The sequence below is a fragment of the Sphingomonas sp. CFBP 13733 genome, from assembly GCF_014841795.1.
Lineage (GTDB): Bacteria > Pseudomonadota > Alphaproteobacteria > Sphingomonadales > Sphingomonadaceae > Sphingomonas > Sphingomonas aerolata.
In genome coordinates this window covers 769,686-796,313 of the sequence record NZ_JACYUP010000003.1, presented here as the reverse complement: position 1 = coordinate 796,313, position 26,628 = coordinate 769,686, and the positions used below count along the sequence as shown (strand labels likewise).

General features: G+C 65.6%; 22 protein-coding genes. 7 read left to right on the top strand and 15 right to left on the bottom strand.

The genetic code is table 11. The annotated features are described in order from the left end of the window. Positions 1 to 103: 103 nt before the first annotated feature. Genes IFT71_RS12290 through IFT71_RS12280 form a run of 3 tightly spaced genes read right to left on the bottom strand, consistent with a single transcriptional unit; the run spans position 104 to position 4,238 of the window. Positions 104 to 1,855 carry a pYEATS domain-containing protein gene (locus IFT71_RS12290; RefSeq protein ID WP_192141087.1) on the bottom strand — a complete coding sequence of 584 codons (1,752 nt, stop codon included), beginning with the start codon at positions 1,853 to 1,855 and terminating at the stop codon, positions 104 to 106. Next, positions 1,852 to 3,072 (bottom strand): caspase family protein, encoded by a 1,221-nt coding sequence (locus tag IFT71_RS12285; protein WP_192141085.1) that lies wholly within the window; start codon positions 3,070 to 3,072, stop codon positions 1,852 to 1,854. The genes IFT71_RS12290 and IFT71_RS12285 overlap by 4 nt, the downstream gene beginning before the upstream one ends. Continuing rightward, a complete protein-coding gene (locus IFT71_RS12280; protein ID WP_192141083.1) occupies positions 3,069 to 4,238 on the bottom strand; it encodes a hypothetical protein in 1,170 nt (389 codons plus the stop codon). Before IFT71_RS12280 ends, IFT71_RS12285 begins: the two co-directional genes overlap by 4 nt. Positions 4,239 to 4,676: 438 nt before the next feature. Between IFT71_RS12280 and IFT71_RS12275 the strand changes: the two genes are divergently transcribed. Next, entirely contained in the window at positions 4,677 to 5,336 is a 660-nt protein-coding gene (locus IFT71_RS12275) for a hypothetical protein (RefSeq protein ID WP_206757449.1), read from the top strand. Positions 5,337 to 5,525: 189 nt separating this feature from the next. On the opposite strand, the gene IFT71_RS12270 is transcribed toward IFT71_RS12275, so the two are convergent. Continuing rightward, entirely contained in the window at positions 5,526 to 7,367 is a 1,842-nt protein-coding gene (locus IFT71_RS12270) for a hypothetical protein (RefSeq protein ID WP_192141079.1), read from the bottom strand. 25 nt (positions 7,368 to 7,392) lie between these two features. Next, positions 7,393 to 8,349 carry a hypothetical protein gene (locus IFT71_RS12265; RefSeq protein WP_192141077.1) on the bottom strand — a complete coding sequence of 319 codons (957 nt, stop codon included), beginning with the start codon at positions 8,347 to 8,349 and terminating at the stop codon, positions 7,393 to 7,395. 719 nt (positions 8,350 to 9,068) lie between these two features. Here IFT71_RS12265 and IFT71_RS12260 point away from each other — a divergent pair. Then, positions 9,069 to 9,281, top strand: a complete 213-nt coding sequence (locus IFT71_RS12260) for a hypothetical protein (RefSeq protein ID WP_192141075.1) — start codon at positions 9,069 to 9,071, stop codon at positions 9,279 to 9,281. Between the two features lie 203 nt (positions 9,282 to 9,484). Here the strand turns inward: IFT71_RS12260 and IFT71_RS12255 are convergent, their stop codons facing one another. The 9 genes from IFT71_RS12255 to IFT71_RS12215 all read right to left on the bottom strand — a co-directional run bounded on the left by IFT71_RS12255 (position 9,485) and on the right by IFT71_RS12215 (position 22,434). Next, positions 9,485 to 9,985, bottom strand: a complete 501-nt coding sequence (locus IFT71_RS12255) for a hypothetical protein (RefSeq protein WP_192141073.1) — start codon at positions 9,983 to 9,985, stop codon at positions 9,485 to 9,487. A gap of 125 nt (positions 9,986 to 10,110) precedes the next feature. After that, positions 10,111 to 10,542: a hypothetical protein gene (locus IFT71_RS12250; protein ID WP_192141071.1), complete on the bottom strand. Its 432-nt coding sequence runs from the start codon at positions 10,540 to 10,542 to the stop codon at positions 10,111 to 10,113. A gap of 533 nt (positions 10,543 to 11,075) precedes the next feature. Next, entirely contained in the window at positions 11,076 to 13,040 is a 1,965-nt protein-coding gene (locus tag IFT71_RS12245) for a hypothetical protein (RefSeq protein WP_192141069.1), read from the bottom strand. A 53-nt stretch (positions 13,041 to 13,093) separates the two neighbouring features. Beyond that, complete coding sequence (locus IFT71_RS12240; RefSeq protein ID WP_192141067.1) at positions 13,094 to 15,481, bottom strand: sensor histidine kinase; 2,388 nt, start codon at positions 15,479 to 15,481, stop codon at positions 13,094 to 13,096. A gap of 51 nt (positions 15,482 to 15,532) precedes the next feature. After that, complete coding sequence (locus IFT71_RS12235) at positions 15,533 to 16,339, bottom strand: phosphoadenosine phosphosulfate reductase family protein (protein WP_192141065.1); 807 nt, start codon at positions 16,337 to 16,339, stop codon at positions 15,533 to 15,535. Then, positions 16,336 to 19,671, bottom strand: a complete 3,336-nt coding sequence (locus IFT71_RS12230; protein WP_192141064.1) for a hypothetical protein — start codon at positions 19,669 to 19,671, stop codon at positions 16,336 to 16,338. The genes IFT71_RS12235 and IFT71_RS12230 overlap by 4 nt, the downstream gene beginning before the upstream one ends. Further along, positions 19,665 to 20,612, bottom strand: coding sequence for a DUF4007 family protein (locus IFT71_RS12225; RefSeq protein ID WP_206757448.1), 948 nt, complete (start codon positions 20,610 to 20,612; stop codon positions 19,665 to 19,667). Before IFT71_RS12225 ends, IFT71_RS12230 begins: the two co-directional genes overlap by 7 nt. Next, positions 20,609 to 21,745, bottom strand: a complete 1,137-nt coding sequence (locus IFT71_RS12220) for a cysteine desulfurase family protein (RefSeq protein WP_192141060.1) — start codon at positions 21,743 to 21,745, stop codon at positions 20,609 to 20,611. The genes IFT71_RS12225 and IFT71_RS12220 overlap by 4 nt, the downstream gene beginning before the upstream one ends. Then, complete coding sequence (locus IFT71_RS12215) at positions 21,742 to 22,434, bottom strand: DNA adenine methylase (RefSeq protein ID WP_192141058.1); 693 nt, start codon at positions 22,432 to 22,434, stop codon at positions 21,742 to 21,744. Before IFT71_RS12215 ends, IFT71_RS12220 begins: the two co-directional genes overlap by 4 nt. A gap of 156 nt (positions 22,435 to 22,590) precedes the next feature. Between IFT71_RS12215 and IFT71_RS12210 the strand changes: the two genes are divergently transcribed. The 5 genes from IFT71_RS12210 to IFT71_RS12190 all read left to right on the top strand — a co-directional run bounded on the left by IFT71_RS12210 (position 22,591) and on the right by IFT71_RS12190 (position 25,645). After that, entirely contained in the window at positions 22,591 to 23,082 is a 492-nt protein-coding gene (locus IFT71_RS12210) for a hypothetical protein (protein ID WP_192141056.1), read from the top strand. A 39-nt stretch (positions 23,083 to 23,121) separates the two neighbouring features. Further along, positions 23,122 to 23,373: a hypothetical protein gene (locus IFT71_RS12205; protein ID WP_192141054.1), complete on the top strand. Its 252-nt coding sequence runs from the start codon at positions 23,122 to 23,124 to the stop codon at positions 23,371 to 23,373. Positions 23,374 to 23,498: 125 nt separating this feature from the next. Next, positions 23,499 to 24,650, top strand: coding sequence for a hypothetical protein (locus tag IFT71_RS12200; protein WP_192141052.1), 1,152 nt, complete (start codon positions 23,499 to 23,501; stop codon positions 24,648 to 24,650). 121 nt (positions 24,651 to 24,771) lie between these two features. Then, positions 24,772 to 24,972, top strand: a complete 201-nt coding sequence (gene rpsU, locus IFT71_RS12195) for a 30S ribosomal protein S21 (RefSeq protein ID WP_192141050.1) — start codon at positions 24,772 to 24,774, stop codon at positions 24,970 to 24,972. A 265-nt stretch (positions 24,973 to 25,237) separates the two neighbouring features. Further along, positions 25,238 to 25,645: a reverse transcriptase-like protein gene (locus IFT71_RS12190; RefSeq protein WP_192141048.1), complete on the top strand. Its 408-nt coding sequence runs from the start codon at positions 25,238 to 25,240 to the stop codon at positions 25,643 to 25,645. Here IFT71_RS12190 and IFT71_RS12185 read toward each other — a convergent pair. Continuing rightward, positions 25,592 to 25,969, bottom strand: coding sequence for a hypothetical protein (locus tag IFT71_RS12185; protein ID WP_192141046.1), 378 nt, complete (start codon positions 25,967 to 25,969; stop codon positions 25,592 to 25,594). The genes IFT71_RS12190 and IFT71_RS12185 overlap by 54 nt on opposite strands. Positions 25,970 to 26,628: the final 659 nt, after the last annotated feature.

Below are 26,628 nucleotides of genomic sequence, written 5' to 3'. Positions count from 1 at the left end.
TCGGCGCACATACCACGCAGGGCCTCTCGTCGCTTGGGCGATCACCGGCGGCGGAGAACGACGATCGCAACGACGCCGAACGCTACTTGTCCTGTTCCTGGTTTCAGTAGTCGCGGATCACGGCAGGGGCGTCGGGCAGAAGGCTGAGGTCCAGCTCCAGCTCTATCCCCCGCTTGGGCAGCCAGGCGCCTAGGGTGAAGCCGCCCCATGCCAGCACCGGATAGCACGCCCGACCATTCTCGAACGCGACCTTGACGCGCTCGGGATGGTAGCTGTCATGGAGGAAGAACTCGACGACCTCGCGATCGCCGCCCGGACCGGTGACGTACAGGTCGACCTCGACCCAGCTCTCCGGTCCACGTGAGAAGCTGGCTCCCAGAGTGAAGCCCTCCCGCGTGTACTGCCCCCCGAACCGCCCTTTCCACGGATCGTTCGGGTGCATCGACGATCTTGCAAGCGCCGGAACCTTGCCGCGGCTCGGTTGCGGTTGCGGCTGCGCGCGCGGAGCGATCTCGATCTGGGACGGCTCGATAGTGCCGGTCACGAACGTCTCGTAGTTCCGCCGCGACAGGGTCACGCCCTTCGCGATCCTGGCGTCCTCGGCAGCCAGGAAGACGCCTGTCGGAACCTGGCGTCGGCTCGTCCTTGCCCATCTTTCGCGAGCCGACGAGGCGGCGGATCGCACGTCAGACTGACAGGCGCCCAACGCCAGGACCGTGAGAAGGTCGAGGCCCAGGGACTGGGTGGCTGCGAAGTACGGACGTCCCGGCATGGCTCCGAGCAGCTCGAGACAGGCGGCCTCGCGCCGTTCGCGACCCTGCCTTTCATCCCGTGCCGCGATCCAGGCCAGAAGTACCGTCATGTCCGGAAGCCACGGCCATCTCTTCGCATATCGCCGCATGGATGACGCCATCGGCAGGAGCTCGTCGCTCTGGGCGAGGAGAAGCGCCGCCGCGGCCACAGTCCATGGATCCTCGCCGCATTCAGAGAGGTGCGAGATCAGGTCGTCTCTGCCTCCGTCGCGGAATGCGGGAAGGGTGGATCGCACGACGTCCCCGGCGCTGCCCAGGAAGAGCGTCTGCAGGTTCGAGACGAGCGCCGCCCGGCCGGAGTTGCGGGGCGCCAGGCCGACGATGACGTCGGACCCGCCCGGCGTCGCAGTCGGGGTCAGTACGATCTGAACGCCGCCCGTAAACAGGGGAATCCGCATGCGCCACCGTGGATCGTCCTGCACGGCGACCGTCAGCCGCCACTCGGGCCTCTGGCGCCAGTCCGGCGGACGCCGGACGGTTATCGCGACGTCGCCGGATGGCCTGTCGTTCACCGACATGGAGAGCGCGCTCGGACGCCAGAGGCGGTCCGGGTCTCGGGCATGGCGCACCGAGAGGCCGGCGGAGAAAGCACGCCGATGCAGATCGGCGGCGGACAGCCGCTTTTCCGGCCCGCCCCCGTAGCGCATCGGTCGGGAGGATCGCAGCGTCGCGGAGGCAGCGACCCGGACCGGCTCGAGCGTGGCGCTGGCGTCGGCGGCATCCGAGGGCACCGTCTGTCTGGCGCGGTCCGCCCTCGGTACCGGATCGAGCTCCTCGAAGCCGAGGTCCTGGAGCCTAATGCTCTCCCGTTCGCCGGCGCGCAGGTCCAGCACCTGGCGCGTGATTTCCTCAGATCCGATGGGCTCGATGATCGCGGTGTACCTGCCGGGCGCCATGTCGACGCTGGAGACGTCGCCGGTACCCGCAAGGAGGATCGATGCGCTGTTGCCGACCTCCTCGCCGAGCAGCCGGACCCGGTACGCGCCGCCGCCTGGCGACACGAAGCTGAAGCGTTCGAAGGTCGCTTCCGGACGGTCGGTCACATCGCGCTCCTCAGGCGGACGATCTGGCACGGCGGCAGTGAGTCGAAGCTCGCCTTTCGGTAGCTCGCTTCGCCGCCGCTGAACGTCGCCTCTGCCGAATAGGTACGCTTGCGATGAGCTTCCACCCGGAACCTCCAGACCATGTCCTCGCCGCCCGGTTTCCGCTCGTGCTCTGGCGGCCCCAGATCGTCGCGCCTCACCGTGACGCTGGCCTGCGAGAGGTGCGCCTCGACCTCCGTGGAGATCGCGACGGGTATCATCGGCGCCGCGACCTTGAGCAGACCGACGAGCGGCTGGTTGAATCTCGTCAGTGGCTCGCTCTCGATGCCCCTGCGCCCGAACGTCGCCTCGGCCACGCGGGGGAGATCGAAGATCAGGCGGGTCGCAGTGACGGCCCAGCCGACGTCCGGCACGTCCTCGACGCACGCGTTCTCCATCCCCTCGATGAGGGCCTGAGTGAAGAAGGGCGCCTCCTCTCCCGTAGGCGCCCATGCCTTGCCCCCCATGCGAGAGCCTGCGATCGCGATCGAGTTGCTGGCCTTTGTGGCGGCCGCCACCCCGAACTCGATGAGGTGCAGGCCCGGCAGGCCAGTCGGACTGCCGAGCAAATCCGGCGCGATCTCCTGGCACGCGTCCAGGAAAATCCATCCGCGAAACGCCTTGCCAAGAGGGGACGTCAGACCCAGCGCCAGAGTCGAGACGTTCAGCGACTGCGACCACCGCCTCCTCGGGTTGCTGAGGACATCCTCGCAGAGGCCGAGAGCGTTGGCGCCGTCGGAGACGCCGTGCGTGGACATGTAGAAGAATGCCTGATCCGCCCCGTGGCGGTCATCGTCTCCGATCCGTTTCAGCCAGACATCGCCTGCGTCTGTCACGGCCTTGAGCGTTACCGGGCCCACCACCTTGTCCGGCGGAGCGATCTCGGCGGGATGGGGCGGCGGCTCGACGGCGTTCCTGGGGCCGTGATGAAGCTCGACGCCGAGCCGGTCGTCGCCGGGCGCCGCCGATGGATCAGAGAGCAGGCACTCTATGCTCCAGATCGGTGCGACGAATTCGTCGGCATGCGACGCCAGGAACTCCATGATCCTCCTGGCGCCGGCGACCGTGGCTGCCCGGGCCAGCGCAGGCCTAGCCGGAAAGCGGCCGCAGCCGAGAACGAAGGCATGCGTGACAGGGACCCCGGAAGGTGGCACGCCCCGGTCGAACACGATCGTCATGGCACCAGCCTCTCCTCGCGAAGCCGGCGGTTGAGCCGTTCGTAAAACACCATGTTAGTGAAGTACGCGCCATGCGCCCCGGCGACGCCTGCGATCGTGTCGACCTCCAGGTCTATCGCGCCTTCAAAGACCGGCTCTGCAAGAAAGGACAGCACGTCTATCCGATCGAACACGTTCCACCATCGTACAACTCGGGACGATCGGGCCGCCCGGTGCATCGGCGGCGCAGACGCACCCGAGCGGTCCTCGTCGCTCGAGCCGAAGAGCTTCAGCTCCTCGAAGATCCCCACCTGCGAGCCGACAGTCAGAAGAAGGTCGATCCGGAGCGGCGCACCCTGCCCGTGCTCGATCTCCTTCATCGCGACGTCGTCGCTCAGCAGATCATGCAGAACGATGCCGCCCATGCTGTGGCCGACCACGACCAGGGGTTCCTGCCGGTCCCGGGCCTTCGCGGCCACGGCGGCGAGATCGCCAAGTACGGCCCTGCGGATGTTCTCGCGCGGCTCGCCCTCGCGCAGATATTTGAACACGTCGCCGAGGAAGACGGCAACCGAGGGGGAGAGCCGTTCGCGACCGATGCGGGCGAATGGTGCGTTGACCAGGTTGGACAGCGCTCCCCCCAGGCGGCCTGCCGCACGGCAGAGCGGATCCAGGACGCCGAGATCCTGCTGCTTCGTCAGAGGCTGTACCTGCCGATGGAGTTCGGCAACGAACTCTTCGTCGTCGGAAATATCCGCGAGCCATCCGGGGTCGGGCGACCGGCATACGTAGCGGGCGGCCGCCAGCCAGAACCGCTCCGCCTGCTCGAGACCGGCGTAGTTGCCCTCGCGCTCCAGCAGCGAAAGCTCCTCTACGGAAAGCGCCGATACGACGGCGGCGAGGTCCGCCCGCGCCGCGGCTAGCAGCAGCGACGCGGGCTGAGCGTCTAGGGAAGACCCCGCGCCCTCGGCCGTCCCGAGATCGACATAATCACGCCGGACGTCCGGTATGGAGGTCAGTCCCCACCTGGGATCGGCACCGAAGCCGCCCCAATAGGTGGCGGTGACATCCAGCGGGACGCCAGCGAACGCCGCGTCGCTGAAGCGACGGCGCCTCGCCTCTGCAGCTACGTCGTAGTCGTTGCCGGCGCGGGTCGCGACACCGTGCACGAAGAGCAGGACCGCCATCTACCGGCAGGCCGCGAGTCGACGCGTGGCCTTCGTTGTTCCGCGTATCGACCGCTGTACTGTCCGGCTGGATCGAAGGTGCCAGCATGGCCGTCCCTGTATCATCGGCGAATCGCTCCCCCTCGAGTTCGTCGCGTCTCACGACTAGATCATGGAAGGACGGGCATTAGAAGCCCTTCGTCCACCACCGGCGAGAACGCCTCTCTTGTCATTGTGCGCGCTTGGTAGTGATCGCCCTGATCTACCTTTCCAAGGTCATAGTGCAGCTGGTTCTGCAGGTCGTCCAAGGGACACGATCCCGCATCTGCATCGTGGATGACGGCGGCTTTTTCGGCAGGCGCGTACGCAGCTGCTTAGCGGGACGACCGACGCGCTGGACGTTTCCCCTCGGGATGCCGCGGCTTGATCCCGGCAGATGCTCGGTCCACTTACGGACGCATGAGCAGATCCACCTTTGTCATGATGACCGAGAACGCCCTGACCTACCTGCGCCTGGCACCGAAGGACTGGGCAAACCACCCTGATCAGTTCGCCATCAAGGTCTACACGGCGATCGAGCTGTTCCTGAAGGCTCGTCTGCTTAGCGAGCACTGGAGCCTGATCATAACCAAGGACGCGACACTGGCAAAGTTCCGCAGCGGCGACTTCGTCAGCGTGCCGTTCGAGGAGGCCGCCAAACGGCTCAAGGTGATCGTCGACGAGCCGCTGCCGGATTCCTCCCTCGCCGCCTTCGACGAACTCCGAAAGTACCGAAACAAGGTCGTCCACTTCGGCCTGGAGAATTCAGGGTCCAGCGTTGAGCAGATCGCACGCGATATCGCGACGAGGACCCTTGCGCTGGACGCCTGGCGCGAGCTGCAGGGGCTGATCCATGGGCCTTGGAGCGTAATCTTCGAAGAGTTCGGCGACGAGATGGTGCGCATCGAAGGCATCATGGCACGCACTGCGGCCACGGTAGGACCCGACGGCCGGTTCCGCATGCAGAAGGAGGAAACCGAGGCTCCCGCGCCGAGGGACTGGTTCGCGCCGCTGGTCGACCCGGCCGTGCAGGCCGAAGAAGACCGTAAGCTGGCTGAGGAGGACGGCGACCTCCCCTGATGCAGGCGGTCGCGTGCCGTCCATCGAACGATCTGGAACGCCAAGGTGCCGACGACATCGTCGGCCCCGTCGATCAGGACGGAGCCGAAGAAAGACACAGCACCGGACCTCCGAGGTGAAGGCCAGTCGAAGGAACGTCGCGGGTCTAACCGGTTGCGCTCTTGGGTGCCGCACCCCGGGATAGCCTCCTCACTGCCGCCTTGCGATCGCGTCCTGGGCCTTCATCGCCGCCAGCTGCCACTGCAGCTGCACCGCCTCCGCCTCGTACCGCAGGGTCTCGTCCAGAAACGCCTGCGCGACGACGGGATCGCTCGTCGTCGGTGGCGAGCGCTTCGCGAGCAGTTCTTGGTCCTTGGCGATCCTGTCGATCTCGTACTGGGTCCGGGCGATGTCGTCCGCCCGCACGGCGGCGGCTTCGGCACGTACGTAGGCGACATCCGTCCGTCGATCGAGCTCCCCCTGCCTCGCCTCCTTCGCACGTGTGTCGCGCTCGGCCTCGAGGCGGGTCGCGACCGTGCTCGCCGTGGCAAGGGCCTGCGCGAGAATGGCCGACTTCTCGGCATACTGGAACCTCGCGACGGTTCCGTCCTCTCGGAGGGCGAGGCTCAGGGCATTGTTCTGGAACGGTCCGTTCGTCAGCGGAGCGAAGCGAAGCTGTCCGAGCTGCGGCGCGATGTTCCACTCTCCGCGCAGCAGCGGCTCGCGCGAACCGTCGATGCAGGGCACGCTGCGGTCGCACAGCAGAAGATAGGCCCGGACCGGCTGGCGGAAGAAGATGCCTGGGTGCGCCACGTCGCTGCGCGCGCTGATCGCGGCGGCGCTGTCACGGGGCAGACGGCAGGGGCGGTCTTCAGCCGACGGACAGTCCTGCGGCTTGTCTCCCTCGGCCACGAGGGTAGCGTGGACGTCCACCTGCGCGCCAAGGCACTCCTCCACGGGCACGTCGGCCGCGCAGAACCCTGCCGTAGCCGCGGGGGTCTGACGCCTGACGGACGCTTCGAGCCGCCGCCTCACGCTGTCGCGGATTGCTTCGGGCGGCGGGTTCGACTCGAACAGCTTCCAGAGCAGCGCTGAATCCACGACGTTGCGCCTCCTGTCGACGCTCGCGCCCCCGGGCCCTGGGACCGTATCGGCGCTGCCGACCTTGACGAGGCTCGTGGCCCACGTCCGGAACGCGCCTGTCAGGCCCAGCCTCCCCTCCACCGTGTCGGCCCGCTCCGGCCAGTAGCGCGTCTCGGTGAAGACGACCGGCCCCTCGGCGGCAGCCAGCGCGCTCTGCGCCGCCGCGAGCTCGTCGCTCCGCCTGATCTGGGCACGGTGGATCACGAGCAGTCTGGCCGCATCCCCCCTGTCCGACATCCTGAGCGTAGCGCGGACGGTGATGGCCTCGATCTCCCGGGTCGAGGTGCCGATCAGCGCGTTCAGCTGCCTGATCCTGATGCGGGCCGCCGCGGCGTCGGCCAGCGCCCTGCGCGCGCCATCGGTGCAGAGGAGCGGCTCGTTCATGTCGGCCTGCCGGAGCAGCGCGTCGGCGGCGGCGCCCGCACCGCCGTCCTCGCCCTGTACGGCGCCCATGATGGCGAGGGGATTGCCTGCGGCGAGCGACGCTACCGCGATGCCCACTTCCACGGCCGACTTGATGGCATCGCCGGTCCTGTCGTCGGCGGATGCGTTGATTGCCTTGAGCGCTCCCGTCTTCTCCCAGGCCTCGACCGAGAAGTCGGTGGTCTTGAACACGTTCGACAGCTTCTCGTAGTCGATCGTATAGCCCTCGCCCGCCACATGGCCGGCACCCGCCTTGGCCTGGGTGACGAAGGCGAGCGTCGTCGGCTGGCCGGCGTCCGTCCCGGGGCAGCTTGCCAGTCTGTATACGACGTCGATCTGGTACTGCAGCATCGGCAGACGGTAGCCATGCCCCGGCAGCGCCTGATCGAGCTGGCTGACTGCCCGATCCGGCCTCGTCTCCAGATGCGTCGTACAGCCCGCTAGAAGCGCAAACCCCGCGATCGCAGCTGTCCCTATTCTCGGCATGTCATGTCTCCCCCCTGTGTTAGCTCTAGTTTGCGAACGCCACTCCCAGCGCGTTCAGCACGACCCCGATCGGCGTGACGACGCTCGCGTCGCCGGAGCCGCCGATGAGGAGCCCGATTGCTCTTCCCGTATCGGCATCGAGCACGAGCGCACCCGAGTCTCCCGAAGCCGACAGCCCATCGCAGATGATCTGTTCGCTGAAGCCGACGTACTCGCCGTACGGATCCCACCACAGGTCCGCGTTCGAGGCCAACGTGCTTACGTGTGCCCGGGTCGAGCCTGAGGTGCGGCCGAAGAGCCGCACCGGCATCCCCTCGCGCGCCGTGCCAGTCGCGATTGGCGCGGCCGCTCCCGGTATCGAGAGGTCAAGCTTCGCGACGGCAGCCTGCGACAGCCGGCAGAGCGCCGCGTCCACCCGGTTGGGGTACTCGCGGCCCAGCACGACCTTCCGGTAGCGGACGAGCGTTCCGCATCGATCTCCGGACCTACCCCCGTCCGCGATGGCCGGATAGACGATGTCGTCTCCTTCGGAACCCCGATCGAAGTCCGCCAGAACGTGCTGCGCGCTCAGGAGATGCGGGGCACCGCCCTTCGTCACGACGGCGCCCACGGTGCCGGGAGCCCCTGCCCTGTGTCCCACGCTGTACCCGGATCGCAGCGGCGATCGGGTCACATGGGCATGCGCCGTGAACCGGCCGACCTGAACGACATCGGTGTAGACCGCACGGCCATAGGCGTCCGGCAGAACCTCCGGGATGGCGTCCAAAGCTCCGAGAGCGGACAGTGGCTGCTTCCTTTGAACGAAGAAGACGATCGCTGGAACGTCGGTGCGCACGTGTCCAGAGCGCTTTACGCCTATGCCGAATCCCGCGACGTTCTCGGATCTTGCGAGATCCTGGATCCTAGACAAAATCGTCTCACGTGCCTTGGAACCCCTGGCGATCGACCGATGTCCGGCGATCTGCCGCACGAGGTCGGTCATGGCACGAGGCGGACGCTTCACCGTCCGTCGTCCGCCGAACATGTGGCTGGCTGCGGCTGGGATACATGCCGCCCCCGTCTGCCGTCCCTCATAGTCCCGAACCCCCATCCGAGTGGACTTCAGAATAGCGCATCTACGGGGCGAAGTCAGCAGACTTCGACGACGCTGCGCGAGATGTTCCTCTCGGCTGGCGGCAAGTTCGCTTACGACACCGTGCGCTGCCGCCTTCACGAGAGATTCGAGACCTGACAGACCTTTGCTCGTGGCGTTTTAGAACGGATCGCTCGCTGTCTTGATGCGTGAACTTTGGCGCCCGGCCGACGCGGATACTTTGGCGCGCAAATGGCTCGCACAGTCGCGCCTTCTTCGTGACTTTCTCTGATCTACTTACAGAAGATGAGAGACTCTACGGATGCGCGTGCGCGAGACCTGGTCCCACGGTCAGGATCCGAGATCGCAGTCACATCCTTACGGCACGTGTTCTGACCCAGACGCAATTGCGACCTGGTTCCCTGTCATCACCGGCAACTCACAATGCTCCCACAGGCTTCAAAAGGGGGTCTAGGCCCCGCAAGATATCCGGGCCCGCAGTCTGCCCTGGCCGTTCCCCGACATCCTGCGGCGGTTCGGCGGTCGATTGCCCAGCGACGATCCTGAGCGCTAACGATGGCGGCATCGTCGATCCGGAGCCCCGGCCGCGCCCCAAGCCGTTCGACCTGTTGACCTCGCTCGCGTCCTTCGCGCATGCCCGCGGGATCGCGCTGACGGATCCGGAGCTGATCCCGACGTTCACCGCCAATGCCGGCGAGCAGCTGGCCGCGGCGCTCAACGACGACGCACTGCTCCATGGCACGCGGACCGAACGGCTGTTCGAGGCCATGGAACCCAACTTCGAGATGATCCGGAAAGGCACGGCGTGCGGCGAGGGCTGATCCTGCGAGCGCTGGCCAGCGCTCGTTGGGACCGAGTCGTCATCGCTAGCGCATGGCGCCAGCGTCCGGATAGCTACTCGAACGCACGAAGTCGGACGCCATGCCGCAGCCGCGCGGGCCACGCCCGGTCGCCGCGGCCCGGCGCGACCGTATGCGTTTGGCGCGCAAACGCCCGTGACGACTTACGCTACCAACGGCCGTCGTCAGAAGGCCATTCTGACGGGTGACGATGCGGCCATGCTCCTCGCGAGGCTTCTCGGTCTTTCCGGCGGGACGGTCGGGAAGATCGAACGTCTGCCGCAAATTTTCGTCAGCGCGTCGTTCATCGGCCGGATGCGGGTGAGGTCGCGCAGCATCTGCCCGGCATCCGCGCCGTCCATGTTGAGGCTCGCCTTGCGGCGCTTGGGGACGGCCTTCAGCTCGCTGTCGAGCAGGATGTCGCGCAGTTGCTTCCGTATGGCTTCCGCCGTCTCTCCCGCCTTCAGCCGGTCCCGCGATGCCATGAATAGCTCGTTGCGCACCGCGAGCGCCAGGTTCGAGCAGTCGACATGGATGAGCAGATAGTCCTTGAGCAGCGGCATCTTCGGCGCTCGGGTGACGAATTCAGACATGTAAGAGCCGTGCACCTGGCCGTTCAGAGAGAACAGCACCGTCGTGTCGTTCTTGAAGTACTTCCGCTGGATGTACTGCTTGGTCTCCTTCACGCCCTGACCGCACGATCGGGCCTTGAAGACATATACGGTGATGCCGAGCTCGCCGAACTCGGACGTGCTCGATACTTTCGAGAAGCACGTCTCGACCGTCTCCGTGTCGGCCTCCAGCCTGCGCTTCAGCCCGTAGACGGCGGTGACTGGTGCCTTGTTGTCGGGATATCGCTCGTTGCTATCGACGGTGAGGAAGGGCAGCGCAGGCTCGAACAGGTATTCGTTGAGGCTGAGGTTGAGATCGCGCGAGATGATCGACCGGGCGGCAGACGGTAGGAGTAGAGCTTCAAGAGCGAGCCGGTCTCGAAGCGGCGAACATCAAGACCAATGTCGAAAGTCTCGATGTCGACGCTGGCGACGTGGCCGTCGAACACTAGGTATTCGTACCACGTGTTCTTGCGGCCGGCGGCGGCGGCGAGCTCCGGCGGGTGGCGGCGCAGCAGGGTGAAGCCCAGGGGCGAGGACCGGTCGTAGCGCCGGCTCGCGACGAGCTGGAAGCGCCGGTCGCCGCAGAACGCGATCGCGCCCGCGCCTCCCATGTTGTACTTGCCCTGCACGAAGTGGACATCGTTCTTGTTGCCGCGAAGCAGCGACAGGAACGTCGCGCCGAAGTCCTCGGGCGTGTCCCACTCCGTCGTCGTAGATGAGCAGCGACGTGTCGCGCTTCGGGCCGGACGCGACGATCTGCAGCTCGCGTGCCTGACGCCGGCGTGCGTCGCCGACGTCCCAGTTGCGGTGATCGGGAAAGCAGCGGTCGAGCGCCTCGCGCACGCTGCTGGGCGCCTCGCTGGACCGGATGTCGATGCCCTCCTGCCGGACCTTCTTCTCTAGGATCGCATCGATGCCGTTGGTGATCTTCTCGACCAGCGCCGGGATGGGATGCGCCTGCTGATTCTCGACGACGCCGTAGAACGCCTCGTTGTCGCCGTACGGCGTCCACTTGCTGGCGTCGGTCGCCAGGCCTTCGGAGTCTAGAATTGCCTGGACCTCGTCTTCGGCACCCGCGGCCAGCAGCCGTTCGAAGAGCTTGCGCGACGGTGCCGGCACCGCAGCTACCGGCCTGAGTTCTGCTGAAAGATGACCATCGGGCTCAAGGCTCCAGCTCCTTAAGATCTTGATAGCTCACGACCACGATCTTGGCCTTGGAACTTGCTCCTTTTTCGTTCGCGCGGAGCAGAGCCTTCTTGAATTCGACGCTCCCAGCCTGTCCTCGTTGTCCCGACTTCATAGGCCGCATGAGGTCCATGTACGTGTCCATGTCCGCCAGGAGTGCACGACAGCTCTCCGCAGCGGCACGCAACGCCACCTGTTCGGCCGGCACTGCGTCAAGGGCGGCAGTCATCCTTTTGGCGAGCTTGCGCGAGCCCTGATACAGATGTGCCTTTTCGGGCCGTCCGTCAGGCTTGCGAAGTTCTACCGGTCCGATCTCCCACACCAGCCCTTCGGATGCGGTAAACTCCATCACCTTCTCGAACTTCGTGCTCCCGCCGACCGTGACGGCAATCAGCACCTTGCCGTCGCGAGCGCGCGGAAAGAGCGGTGGGACCTCTGTTCCAATCCTCGTGAACTGGTTGGCGAACAGTTCACGGATTTTGTGGAAGTAGAGTTCGCGGAGCCGCCCGAGCCGCCTGAAGCCCGGGCCTACGCCCGACGTGGAGATCGTTGCCCAGTCGATTGTGGTCGGGCTCTTGTGATTCCAGACCAGGTGGAACGTTCGCCACTCGCCGCGCTCGCGCACGCGGACGAAGTCCAAATCGGACTTTGTCACGTCGGCATCCATGTCTTGGTCCTCCATGAGGTGCATGGTGCCTGGTACGAGCAGGACGGTCTTCGCAGCTGGCGGCAGGCCCTTTGCTCGCGGAAGAAGGTCGCAGCTCGGGGTCATCACGAGCATGACCTGAGCGCCGTCGTAGCCTTTTCGATCACGGCCCTTAGGTTTGACGAAGAGGTCGCCCTCGACGAGGTCAGCCGCTGCGATCGGCGAAGGGAACGCGTCCTTCCCGGATGCCCGAGACGTGTCGAACAGAATGTCGCCATAGGCGTGCGCGATCGTGTCGCTGGGGCCGTCAAACGTCTTGACCAGGGTAGATGGATCCAGCTGCCCGCCGTCGTTCAAGACATCGAAGAGCCTGAGACCCTCGGCCTTTCGCCAGACGCTCTTGTCGAGTTCGCCAGTGACGCGGGCATGCAGCGACGCTGTCAGGAACCAGCGTAGGTAGTTGGCGACGGTCACGCCTTCGTGCGTCAGCCGGAAGCAGTCCAGGTACACGAGATCCGACACGTCGAGCTCAAGCATTCGCTTGTAGACGACGTCGACTGCCTTCCTCGCGCCATCGCGCCAGTCGTCGAGCAGGCCTTCCACCACGCTGGCGCGGTTAGCCGCGTCGACCAGGTCATGAAGGCTGACAAGTTCGTCGATGGACTCGGCCGTGAGTGCCGCCTTCGGAAAGAACCGGAAGCGGCTCTTCATCAGGTCCGCCTGTTCGCGAAACTTGTCGATCTCGATCTCGTCGGGACGGCTAGAAACAAGAAGGAAGGAGGGGGGCGCCCGGCCGGCGGCACGTGCTGCGTCGGCGACATCGCTGACCGCCTTGGTCGAAAGCTCCAGCGCCTGATCGCGCGTGATGTTCTGGCCGAGAAAGAAATCCACGAGTACAATGTCCGACTTCGCGACCTCGTCGGGATCGTAGTCCGATCCGTGCACCGTCACGAGCCGCCCCAAATCCTTCCTGAAGAGCGACAGCAGCTCGGCGACGAGATCGAGCATAGCGAGCAGGTCGTGCCCATGGCCCTCGAACAGGGCGCGGACCGTCGCGGCATGCGTCGTGTTCAGCCGGCGGCCGCTGATTCTCGTGCGGTAAAGCGCAGTCCAAATAGGATCAATGTCGCGATCCTCGAGATCGTCGAACGTGCCGAGCACGTCTGGGCCACGACCGGCTACACGAACGACTGCCTGACGCAGCTCAGCGCTCCGGTTGTACTCGGCTCGAAAGGCGGCGAACGCTGCTCGGTCGAGGAGCTCGGGTGCCGGCGCATCGAAGACGTCGTCAACCATTGCGACGCGCTGCACGGATCTCGCGTCGCAGGTCCTGCGCAGAAGGGCGGTGCTCAGTTGCCATCTCCCAGTTCGAGTACGAACGTCGACGTGCGGCCGTCCTCGTTGAGCGAGTCCTGGTCGATTGACAGGCTCCAGTCATGATACTGAGCAATCTCTCGCGATATAAAGAGTCCCAGGCCACGACCCTGCCCTGGAGGCTTGGACGTTTCGAACGCTTCGAAGACCTGCTCCGCCCGACGTGGATCGATACCTGGGCCGGTGTCGGAGAACGTGAGTTCGCGCGAACGTAGATCGAGCGCGATTTCGATACCTGCCTCGAAGCCGCGCCGACGGCGCTGTTCCACCTTCAGCCAATAGACTGCGTTCTCGAACAGGTTCTCCAGGATCTGGATCAGCATGCCCTTGACCGCCTTGATCTTCATCGGGCGGGACGGAAGATCGAGAGTGACCTCGATCCGGTGCCGTAACGTCTGCTGGGCACGCCCATCGACGATCTGCCGAATCAGCTCAACGAGATCGAACTGCTCCTTGGTCTGCCGTCGCGCGGCGCTAAGCGGATCGAGCGTCGCAACGCGCTTCCCAAGGGTCTTGAGCTGGTCCTCCAGCGTACGCATGGAGGCGGACCCGGACCGGTCGAGGCTTTCCACGTTTATGTCGTCCATCACTGCCAAGGCGCGTGCAGTCGCCCGACCGATCTCGTGCAGGATGAATTCGACCATCAGCCCGATACCGGCAAGATGGACGAACTTCGATCGGTCGTCCTCGTATTCCTGAGCCATTGTCTTGGCTCGATCGACCAGACGTCCAAGGGTCAGCGTGAGCTTCCGAAGCTCGTTGATCGTCTCGGATTGCTCCGGCACTTCCCGGCGCAGCTCTAGCAGCTTCACCTCGATCTTATCATTGGCCTCCTCGATCCGCGTCTCGAGATCGTCGACGGTGGACTCGTCCGCGACCTTGCGTTCCTTGTCCACCCGCTCGATGAACTTCCGGAATTCGGAAATCAGGATATGGCGCAGCATGCCAACCAGCACCTGTTTGTACTCGTTGTCGGCCAAGCCCTCCCGGTTCGTCTGCTCCACGAAATGGAAGTTGCGTGACGTCAGGTTGACAGAGCCGATGATCTGCGAGCGGTTCACCTTGTAGCCCCGCGCACCGAGAGCCTTCTTGTCGAGTTCAAGCCAATCGTCGTCGAGTCCACCGTAAGGATTGATCCGGAAGCCGTCTCGGAACACCATGAGGCCGCCGGCCCAGGAGTTGACTGCGGCGAGTACGTCGCGTCGCTTCATATTGAGGTCGGTGATCTCCTTAAGGATACGGCGGTTGTACCAGTAGAACTGCACTTTGAACGGTCCGACGTCCCGAAGCGTGCGCGGCCCCGTCCTGATCAGCCTGTCGGCAATGGGATCCGTCAGGCTCATCAACTCGGCCTCGTTCCGCTCGAAGTCGGTCTCGCGCCCGCGCAGCCTGTAGTCGATATCGCCGCGAAGGCGGGGCGAGCCATCGCTCCGATAGTCGAACTCCGCAGTCACGACGGCATGCGCCTGATCGAGCAGCCAGGCAGGGATGCCGGGTATCTCATGTCGATGCGCATTGAACCGGAGGTCGAAGATCTCGTTGGGATCCGGCGCCCGCTCCCTCTCGTCGTTGTCTTCGCCCTCGGCCTCGTCCGGATCGTGCGGGAACGGATCGATGATGCGCTTGAACTGCTCGTCGACCATGCGCTTGAACGTACCGGTATCCCAGTCGCCCTTGAGGCCTCTGATCAGTATGCGCGTTCCCTGCCGGGATCGATCCTCCTTGCGGCGGCCGCGGGTCGGCTCGATCAAGACGTCGCCGATCAGCTTGGAGGACTCGTGCGAAAAGAGATTCCAGTCGATGTCGAGCAGGCTCTCGAACTGCTCGCCCGCCCTTGTCGTCCGTACGACCATGTGGTCGCCGAGGCGCATCGCGGACAACCTGCCGACACCCTTGTCGCCGAGCACGGTCCTTCCGGGTGAACGGAATTCACCCTCGTCGCTGACCTTCTCCGATCGGCGCGAACGCGTGCCGATCGTGAGGAATATCTCGTCCAGCTCGCTCCGGCTCATGCCGTGCCCTCGATCGCGTATCTCGATCCAGTTGAGATCGTGATAGGCCTCCCGGAGAACAGCTTCGAACTCTTCTGGATCGTCGTCTGACTGCAGCAGGGCAGTTCGGAACTCTTCCCGGACAGCGAATGGGGCGTTGAGTTCCAGATTGCTCAGGAGCTTGGTCCGAACCTGCTCGACATCGTCTCCCGCCTGCAGTGCCTCGACGGCTTCCACGAAGATCGAGCGCCGCAGCACGACCTGGACCGATATCCTGACATTGGGCGAGCCTGCATCGATCGCGTTCTTGATTAGTTCGTAAAGAGCCACGGCGTCGGAGCTGATGAGTTCAGCTCCCAGCTCGAGTATCATGCGAGCCGATACTCTAAAAGCCAACTGAGTGCGCTCCCTGTACTACTACGGTCACAGCGTACAGATCAGACACGCGTCACCCTCCGGATCTTCCCCGCCGCCATCCGCGAAGACCTCGGCAAGCGTCAGACTATCACCCCGGCGCTCGCGAGCAAGACGTCGGCGCTCGTGATCGTCCTTGATCGCCTGCATCCGTGCGGGCTTTTCCAACTCGGAAAGACTTTCGCGCTCGCTCCACGTGAAGGTGTTGCCGCTGCCCTCGAACGGCTTTTCGTAGTCCTTGGCCTTCTCGTAAAGGTCGGGATAGGTCTCCTTCAGCCGCACCCATTCGATCTTCTGCTGGTAGAAGCAGAAGAAGCAGCCCGACCGGGTACGGCCCCACTTGGTGTAGGGCGGCATGCCAACGCCTGAATCTCGAAGGATGCGCTCGATGTCCGGAAGACGCAGCCCATCGTCCTGAAACGGGTAGACGGGCGTGATGTTGGACTTGTGGCTGATGTACCCGGACCGGTTCTCGTCCGCGCGAAGACCGACGTAGTTCAGCACCTCGTCGTCGCCGACGTGGGTCTCGAATGGCTTGAGCTTGAGCATCTTGGTACACCACCGACGATGGTTCGACGGTATCATGCCGCCGTACACGTCGTACCAGTGGTCGAAGCCAAGATCCGCGTTCAGACGATGGACCCGCTTGCCGAGATAATCCTCGATGCTCTCGAGATACTGGTACGTCTCGGGCAGCTCCTTGCGCGTATCCGAGAAGATGTACTCCATGTCCGGGACGCGATCGCGCATGTAGATCGCAAGCGCCGCCGAATCCTTTCCTCCTGACAGACTCAGGACATGCCGTACGGGTTTCATGCGCTTTCCTCCTTCAGGCCCTCGGGCATGCGCTCGACGAGCAGCCGCCCCAGGATGGCGCCTGCGTCGGCACGCCCCTCGAGCAGCCTGCGCAGCTCGCCCTCCACTTCGGCGGACGAACGCGGACCGCCTCCGGCGCGCACCACCATCATCTGCTCGTCGCCCGATGTCGAGACCACGTGGACCGTACGCAGGTCCGACTTCTGCGCTACCGCGCTGCGGATCGCCATCAGCCAGCGCGCCAGGCGCTCGGCCGTCGAGCGCGCCTCGAACGCGAAGGCGTCCAGGCTCTCGTCCGTCCAGCCATCGATGCGCCGGCCGCCGAGCAGCCCCGTGACGCCTTCAAGCTGGCGTCGCTCGCCCTCGGGTGCGAGCATCCGCTCTACGAACTGCCTCAGGGTGAAGTCGCGCAGCGACAGCCTGTGTGGCGCATAGTCCACCCTGATCTGCTCGTGGACGCCGGCCAGATCACGTGTTCCGAAGGCCTCCGCCAGCGCGGCGGCCGCCATGGATCGCAGCATCGGCTCGGCCTCGCCGAGCTCCAGCATGGCGGCGTTCAGCCGCTCCACCATCAGAGTAGCGTCGATCTCGCCGGTGGGGAGAACGGCATCGCATGCCCGCGGGAGATCCGTGAACACCAGGTCGACGGGCTCCTTGCCCTTCGCGAGCACGGACCTGACTGCGTCCGTCATTGCAGACACGTTGCGGGTCTTCAGCGTGTACTCGGGCAGACGCCGCCACCACAGGTAGATGCCCTCCACGATCTGCTTGAGCGCCGCCTCCGGCCTTGCGCCGCCGTCGAACACCACCAGCTCGGACGCAAGCCGCTCCAGCACCTGCCGCCGGTCGTCCGCCTCTCCCAGGTGTCGCAGGGCGAAGTTGGCGGGGGCCTTGGCCAGCCGCATGAAGTGCGGTCCGGTGATCTCGGGCTGGAACGTGCCACGTTCCATCAGCGCGATGTCGCGGCGGCTCGCCAGCATGAACGCTGCGATCAGGAGCAGCGCCGGCCCCGCGCGCAGTCCGATGGGCCGCTCGCCGAGCGCCTCCACCAGATGGTCGAAACGGACCAGCCCCGCCTTCTTGACCAGCGCGTCCAGATGGTCCCACGCCGGTCCCCAGTTCAGCGGGTCCTCGTCGGGGCGCCCGAACGCGAACTTCCCGTCCGGACCCTGGCGGTGCATGCCCGAGGCACTGAAGGTCGCCAGATAGACGGTCCGCTCAGGTGGGGCTCCCTCCAGCCCCAGATACTGCTCGTCCGCCGTCGTCACCATCAGCTCGAGCAGCCGCATCCGTGCGCTCGCGACCGCGGTCGATATCCTGCCGCGGTTTATCAGCTCGTTGCGCAGGATCGGAGTGCCGGCGAACGCTTCGTCGAGCATGTCGCTGAGATGGCGGCTGAGATCCGCCGCACCGGGCAGCTCCAGCTGCACGCCGCGATCGAACCACGTGGAGCTGTCGCCGACCGTCGGTCTGGCGAATGCGCTCAGCGTGCGACCGAGCGCCGCCTCCGCCGCCGCCAGGCGGGCGGCGACCTCGCCTCGCGCCAGATCGTCGACGCGAAGCTCCTCGCAGCTAGCGCTGATCCAGCGCCACATGCCGAGTTCGTGCGCCCACTTCAGGTCCGCCGCGTCGACGCGCTGGACGCAGACCAGCGTGAGCGGCGGCGCCGTGCGCGACAGCTCTGCTGCCGCGGCGAGCATCGCGTCCTCGTCCTCGTCCGGATGGAGCGGCACGAGGACTATCGCGCCGTCGCCGTCTCGCGTCCCGCCATCGGTGGTCACGGCGAAGGTGCGCAGCGTTCCGGTCCGGTGATAGTGCCGGTGCGCGACGATCGGGCGGGCGGGCGGCAGGCTCTTCGCCAGCGCGTCGATCCGCGTCGCCGCGGGCACATGGATCCGCGCCTCGTCGATCCAGTGGTCCAGATCCACGCTCGTGCTCGACCATAGGCTGTAGTCGTCCCGGTGGGGCCGACGGTAGAGGATACGCAGTCCGGTGAGACGGGCGAGTGCGTCGTCCGCCTCCTCCTCGCCGATCCCCAGGCACCATGCGATCGACGCCGCGTCGGTCCGAAGTCCCGGCAGGGGATCGAGCACTGCTATCACCGCTACGGTCTTGAGGACGTCGGTGTCGCGCGTGTCCAGCCCGTCGGCTTGGACGAGAGCGTCCAGCGCCAGCTGCCAGCGCCGCTCGCGCTCCGGTGCGCGCAGGCGCAGGTCGCCCTGGGCGTTGAGGTAGTCGAACAGCTGGGGCAGGCGGTACCAGCCTGACGCGGAATAGGGCATACGCTCCGCATGGTCGCGGAAGCCGTGCGGCTCGTGCGACTGGAGGAAGCCGAACACCGAGCGCTCGTTCTGGCCGAACCGCCGCGCGACCGCCGAAAGGGCTGCCACGGTCGCCGGATGCAGCGGGAACAGGCGGCCCGCCATCGCCTTCAGCTCCGCCGGAGCGGTGTGGAACATGCCCCGTGCGCCAGCGGCGCAGAACAGCGCTGCGGCCGCCTTGGTGACGGCTGCCGCGGGACCGACCGGCTCCAGCGCGTTCGATAGTAGGAAGAGCGTCTGCTCGGCACTCTCGCGGAACGAGATCTCCTCGTAGCGCTCCGCGGTCCTGGCCCATTCCGCCTCGATCCACTCGCCCAGCCCTGCGACGTAGTCGGAGAAGCGGTGGTGAAGCATGGTCACGACCGCGAGCGGTGCGCGTCCGCGCCCGCCGGCCCGCTCGGCAAGCGCCTGGAAGACCGAGGGATCCTCCAGCCTGGGGTGGGAGGCCGCGAACTCCAGATACCGGCCCATCTCGTCGACGAGCAGCAGCAGCCCGTGACCGCTGCTTGCCTGGAGATGCACAGCCAGTGCCTCCAGGGCCGCAAGGGCGGGACCGGACCGGTCTCCGGATGCACGAATGTCCTCGACGGTCGCGGCGACGGCTGTGGCGCCCAGCCGGTCGGACGCCTCAGCGAGTGCTGTAAGGAGATCGTCGACGAAGCTGGCGCGCCGGCCGTTTAGGACGATGGGCTCGTAGCGGGGTGCCCGGATTCCCGCAGGCAGGATGTCGGCCGCGATCGCCGTCGCGTCGGCGTCGCCTCGCAGCATGCGGGCCAGCAGCAGACCGACACTCGACTTGCCCACTCCGTAAGGTCCGGTGATGCGGAAGGCGCGCTGCCGTGAGTCCGGACGCAGGCCATGTACGACCCTCGTGACTGCCTCGCGGACCGTCGCGGTCACGACATAGCCGTCCATGGCCTCTGCGTCGTCGAGATCACGCGCAAGATCAGTCGAGCGGACGTAGCGCCGCGTGACGTGCACGTGGTCGGCGACTGTACGGGCGGTCACCATGCCAGGGACTCCAGTTCGTCGAGAGCAGCCGGGCGGGTCGCGACCAGATCGACGCCCCCTGCACCGTCGTCCCGCAGCTCGAACCCTGCGATCGTGGCGCACAGCGCCGCCAGTCGCTCGTGGAGGCTCGCCTCGTCGAGTACGAAGACCATGCCGGGCGATCGTCTGGCAAGCATCAGCGACCGCAGGGCGATCGCGCTCGAGCCGGGCGCGGTACCGGTCCAGAAGTCGTGCAGCGCGAACGCCAGGGCGGGCAGGTCGAGCGTCGGCTTGGGCCCCCGCGAGAGGCGGAGAGTGGGCGTCCCGAGCACAGCTTCCTGGCGGACGAGATCCAGCTCCTGAAGAGGGCAGCCCAGGGCATCCTCCACGATCGTGGGTCCGTCGTTCCGGCCTGCATGGTAGGTCCGCACCAGGATGTCGACGTGGGCTGCAGCGGTCGCCGGCGAGACGCGCGAGCCGAGCGTCTCCGCCCGGCCTACGACCGAGGCGACCAGCCGCTCGCGGGGGATGACGGCGTCGCGGACGTCCATGAAGAGGGTCGCCCACGCGCCCAGGCGAGCACGTGTCACGAGCAGCCAGTGCAGCCGCCAGAGCGACCCCACGTCCTCCAGGTAGGGATCACGGCCCGTGACGGGATCAAGCAGGCGAACGGCCAGGTCCGTCGGCACGACCGATCGGCCCTCCTGCCGGATCAGCCCGAGCGCGTCGCCCCAGAACCTGATCGACTTGACCATGTTGCGTCCCAGGCCGAGCGCCAGGATAGCACGTTCGTCCGAGGAGAAGATCTCCGGCGTCTCCACGACCGCGCCGTGCAGCTTGGGCAGCCAGCCATAGCGGATCACGAAGGATTCGTGTCCGGAGAACTTCAGGCTCCTGTCGTCCTGCCACGCGCGCGTGTCGCGCGCGGCGTCTGCCGCGATCATCGCTTCCCCTGCCTTCATGGCCTAGTCTCCGTCCTTAGCGCCTTTACGGCGGCGATAACCAGCGCCGCGGCGCGATCCATGTCGTCTATCGTCGTTTGCCGGCCCAGTCCGAACCGCACGGCGCCTGCGATCCGCGGTTCCGGCAGGCCCATCGCCACGAGCACCGGCGAAGGCGCGATCGCGCCCGAACTGCACGCAGAACCGGTGGATGCGACAACGTCGGGTATCAACGCAAGCAGCGCATCGGCATCGACGCCGGGGAACGACACGTTGAGGTTGCCCGCTACCCGATGCTCCATCGAGCCGTTCACCGCCATGCTGGAGATGCCCGCCCCGAGCATGTCGCGAAGTCTGTCGCGCAGGCCTCCCAGGCGCACCGTCTCGGCGGCCAGTGCGGCCAGCGCCAACGCGCACGCCTCGCCGAAGCCGACGCACAGCGCGGTAGGCAAGGTACCCGGGCTGAGTCCCCTTTCCTGGCCGCCGCCGCTCGTTACCGGCCGCATGACCGGCATCAAGCTGCGCTCGCAGAACAGCGCGCCGATCCCCTGCGGACCGTACACCTTGTGCGACGACACGGCACCTGCGGAGATCAGGTCGCGGCGCACGTCCAGCGGAATGCGCCCGGCGGCCTGCGCTAGGTCCGCGAAGAACGGCACCGACAGGTATCCGCACAGCGCGCCGATCTCCCGGACAGGCTGGACCGTGCCGACCTCGTTGTTGACCGCCATCACCGCGACGACGCTCGCTCCGTGCTCCGCCGCCTCGGCGACTGCGTCGACATCGACCAGCCCCTCGTCGTCGACCGGGATCTCGGCGACCGTGACTGCGGGCTCCAGGTCAGCCAGCGTCCCGACGACGCACGGATGCTCGATGGCGGATCGCAGCGCGGTCGTGCCCGGGCGCGCCAGACTGCGTAGTGCGATGTTCGTGGCGACGGTGGCGCTGGGAACGAAGACGATCTCATCCGGCTCCGCGCCGATCAGCGCGGCGACCTGGGCCCGGGCACGTTCGACGGCGGCGGCGGCCTCCCGGCCCATGGCGTTGCCGGCGTGGCTGTTCGCAGGTTGACGCAGCCACGGCAGCATCGCCTCGATCACCGCCGGATCGACGGGGGTCGTCGCATGGGCGTCCAGAAAGATGCGCCCGCTCATCGGGCGCGCTCCACGAGCGCCCTCAGGTCGTCGGCGAACGTGTCGACGATGTCGCTGAGCATCGCGGCCCGTTCGATCGGCGGAGCCCGATACAGACGCTGGACCTGTGTCTGGCGGCTGCGTCTGATGCGTTCCCGGTCCCGGAAGTCGTCTCCTACATAGCTGTAGTCGTGAAGCCGGTGATCGGGCGTGTAGTTCGTCCACACCCACTCCTCCACGGGACCTGTCCGGGTCTGGTTAAGCACCGCATGCCGCGTCCAGCCCGCCAGCGCCTCGTCGTAGACGGGATTGGCGTAGCCGCTGAGCATGACGCGACATGGAAGCGTCCTGAGTGTGTCGAGCAGCGCGTGATGGTCGTCTCGCGTGTAGTCGTGCCGATAGCAGCGTGTCCGGCGCCTCGCGTCGGGCCAGTAGGGCGGATCGGCGTAGACCAGCTCGTCGCCGGTGAACTCGTAGCCGCGCAGGAAGCCGACAGCGCAGCCGTGGACGAAGTCGACGTCCTGCATTTCGCTCGCCCGCCAGCGGGCGATTACGCGCTCGTCCATGTCGATGGCGATGCTGCGCCGTGCCGCTCGCTTGCGCCGGAGGATCGACCCGCCACCCAGATGGGTCTCGATGTACGTGGCATGCGGCGGCATCAGGCTGATGATGCGCTGGTAGGCCCTGCCCTTACCCCCGGGATACGTCATTGGCCGTCCATCGCAGAAAACGGCGATGAACGCAAAATCTTTCGAGGCGTACGCCGTTGATGCCCTCGGCACCGACGATCGCGGGTTGCAGGAAGGCCTGCTGCGGCGGAAGGTGGAACGGGAAGGAAAATTATTGTCACGACCGCTTCTTCTTCGATGAACAGCTGGGTGTGGGCCCAGGGTGCAGGGACCGCCTTCGCCGGAGCACTCGCGTACCTGGGCGCGCGGCTCGGCGCGCGCTCCGGAAAGGCGAACGCAGATAAAGCGATCTTCGTCCAGCACGTCACGGCCGAGCGCGCGGTCTGGCGCGGGGCGATGCGCGATCTCGTCGTCGATCTCACGGCCGAACTGAGGCGGGGAGCGGTCAGCCCGGCGCGGCCGGTGAACTGGCGAAAGGTGTACGCCGCCAGGGCAGGGATAGTTCTGCGTCTCAATCCGGCCTGCCGCGAGGCTGGTTCGCCCGGCGACAGACACGAGTTGGACCGAAGGCTTTTCCAGGCCCTTCAGGATCTCATCTCCGCCAGGCACCATCCCCGACCGGAGTGGCTAGTGCGGGCCGATGCCGTGGAGGAAGCGGCACAGCGCCTGATCAAGAAGGAATGGGAACGGGCAAAGGACGAGGCCAGGAGCGGAAGGCTCGACGGCTGATGGACAGGGATCCCGGAATGTCCGCAGGGAGGATCGACGATGACCGTCGAGGCGGGCGGCGCGTTGCTGCTAGTCCATGCGGCGGTGAGACGCGGCGTTAGATCCGAACGGCTCTTCCACAACGCGATCAGGGGCGCGAAGATGCTCCATGGCGCGCGTTCCGGCTGGCTCGCGCGCTTTCTCGACGAACGGCACCGGTTGAGGGGACCCGAGGCGGGCGATCCCAGGGTGGCCGTCGATGGCATCGGCCCCGGGAAACCGATCTCCTTACCGGGATTCGACGTGCAGTAGATCGGAGCACGGGCGGGACGGATTCCGGTTCGAGAAGGAGCCTTTCAGAACGCAGAACGTGGTCGAGCGCGCCGGAGCCGAGGGGACTTGAACGCATTGCGGCAGGACGAAGCGTCAACTAGTCCATGCTGATGCAGTGGATACCCAGCCGCAAGGCCGTCTCGATCCCCTATCAGCAGATCGTCGCCTGGCCGGATCGTGGCGTCGGCGTCCTTCCGTCCCCGTTTCCGGGCTCGCGGTCCTTCACGCGTCACGAGATCGCGTTCAGCATGGCGAGAAACATGGCGAAGTCGACGGTCAGGCCGGCGATCACCCGTACGCTGACCCGGAACGCCTCCAACCTCATGAAGGCGCTGGTCGACCGAAATGCCGTCGACCTGATCACCCTTCCCGACGTGGACCAGCTCGGGGATCAGGCCCTCAATGCCTTCGCGCACGATGTCGGCGTAGGGATCGCGGGGCTCTGCATGGAAGGCGCAGGCTATGTCTGGCGGGCTCACGCCAAGGAGGTACTGCCCAAGGCGCGGCGGCCGGACTACCTCTGGATCCACCCGCTAGCCGCTACAGGCGTCGTCGTCTCCGAGGTCAAGGGGATGGCCGGCTCGACCCAGTCGTTCTCTACGCTGAAGGCCAGGGTACACGAGGCCTTCGACGAGCAGGTCGACCACTGGCAGCTCGAGTTGACGCCGTCGGGCACGCCGATCGTCGGCGGCTACGCCATCGGCGTCCGGGTCAGCCACTCGCAAGCCGCTCAGGTCGCTGCCGTCCGCTCGCATCCGCTCCCGGCGCTTCCGGGACTGAAGCCCAGCCGACCGTCCGCAGGTCCGGACCCTGCGGTGGTGAGAAGCCACTTCGCGTCTGCGCTCGCGCTCATGGGGCTGGGCGGCATGTCGCGGCAGGTCGCCGGACTGCCCTTCCTCCCCTCGCCCGAGATGGTCCTGGATCTGCTGCACGTCGAGGACATGCGCATAGTCGTACGACACGACCGGAGTGGAGCCACGGCGATCGGGATGGCGGAAGAGGCGTTTCTTTTCGCAACGGCGCTCGCCGAGACGCGTGAGACGGACTGGTTTGCGCCGGACGAGGTCTCCACGCCACCGACCTACCAGCCACGTGCCGAAGAAGACGGCGAGCGCGTCGGCCGATGGGCGCGTCTCCTGGTGCTCGCGCCGGACGGACTTGGACTGATCGAAGGCAGGAGGCGGACCGAGCGCAGCCTGTATGGCCTCTGGACGCCTCGGGGTGTCGAGCTGTACCGCCGGACCGGGCTGCTCTGATCAGCCGAACATCCGATACCGGAAGGCCTATGGTCACCTACGCGCCACCGTCACTTGGCAGGCAATCTGTCCAGCGGTAGTCGCCACAGCTTGGACCTGCACTTCCTAAGGCTGAGCACACATGCTGATTACCGTACGGGACAATAACGTCGATCAGGCCCTGCGGGCCTTGAAGAAGAAGCTGCAGCGCGAGGGCGTGTACCGCGAGATGAAGCTGCGTCAGCATTACGAGAAGCCATCCGAAAGGCGCGCGCGCGAACATGCAGCTGCAGTGAGCCGTGCGCGCAAGGCCGATCGCAAACGCCAAGAGCGTGATCGCTGATCCCACTTCGACCATAGCTGCAGTTTCAGGAAGCTCACGATGGCAATCGGAAGCCGGGTCGACGAGACCGGAACCTTGCTACGCAATGGCGGCGCCTTCTACCTGTGCCGCGACGCGGGGGGACCATACTCGCGCCTTGAAGTGCTGCGGACCGGACCTGGAGATCCAAGCACATTGAGGCCCGCGCCGCGTCGCTGGAGAACTTTGCTATCGCTATTATACTGCGGGACGCGGCGTCGGCCGCAATCGATCAGGAGCCCCCTTGTTGACCACGACCATATTTTTCGACGGTTCGTTTCCTCAAGGTACCAAGCACATGCACTGTGGCCTGGTATGCGGCCAAGATGCACGCCTTTACCACACGGGATCGAACGGCAGGAGCAGCGGTCATTCTGAATGGATCGCTGCGATGATTGCACTTGAATACGCTCACGAAAACAGATTCGACGACGTGCTTCTCATAGGGGACAACCGGAACGTCATCGGCGCGATGAGTTGCGGCTGGAACGTCGATCCGGAACTGCTTCAGTTCAAGCACTACGCTGACAATATTAGTGCTGAAATCGGAGTGGTGAAGTGGGATTGGATCTCGACGGAGGATAATCCTGCTGGCGAGCTGTTACGAGAGCTCCGCGAGGCGGGCAAGCTGCGGTACACAGGCATATTCGGCTGAACGCTGCCGAGCCTTTCCGCTGATACTGAGGCTCAGTACGCCTTGCTCCACATCGCTTTCCAATACCGGCAAGACCGACATCGATCCACTGAGTGCCATCGAGACGGCGATGTCCGACGCGGACGGGGTGCCCGCCGCGCTTCTGCGATACAGGAAGGCTGCAGTCTCGCCGCTCTCGGCGTAGGTCAATAAGACCGAGCTATATCCGACTGGCAGGCCCACGCCGGCAAGCATTTCGTTTCTGGTCCTTCGATCCATCCCCATGGCTCCGCTCACCAGAGCACATAGCTCAACGATGCCAATTGCCTGCTCGATGTTCGTCATGTGCGTTTTCCTTCCCGTGAGGTCCTGTTTTTCGTCTCCAGCCCAAGGCATCGGCAGATCATCAGGTACAGGCAGACGAGTGCTCCCTGAGATTCAAGTTGTGACATCGATGCTGCTGGGGTTCGGTGATCATACACGCCTTTCTCATCGTCAGATTGAATGGCGGCGTCTGCCGCCACTGCCGGCATTCGCAACCGACGGAGTTGAATGTGTCCGAGTCGAGTTAGCTGACGTGGACCAGCCGTAGGTGCGCAGCTGAAGGCCGCCGATCGCGTCAGAAGGCGACGAGCGGCTTTCCTACTCGAACCAGCAAACGCGAACACTGCGAACTCATCGTGCAGACCGGAATATAGGATCAAACCCGCGCCGCAGATTTGCAAACCTCATAGGTAGCATGGTCGACAGAAGTCAGTTTCGCTCAAGTAGCAGGAATGGTGCTAAGTGGTTGCAATTGCGCTGATCACCTACGAAGGTCGTAAGGGTCAATGGCATTTTTTCATCCGACCGCCGCGTGGACCCGACGTCCCGCCGGCCCTGCGATAGGGGCCCACGGTCGGCCACCCCATCCTGACCAAAGTCTGTCGGCAATGGCCGCCGTGGCAGCGACGCCTTGCCGTGACGCCGTCCTGTGCCTAAACCGCTCTCATAATACCAATGAA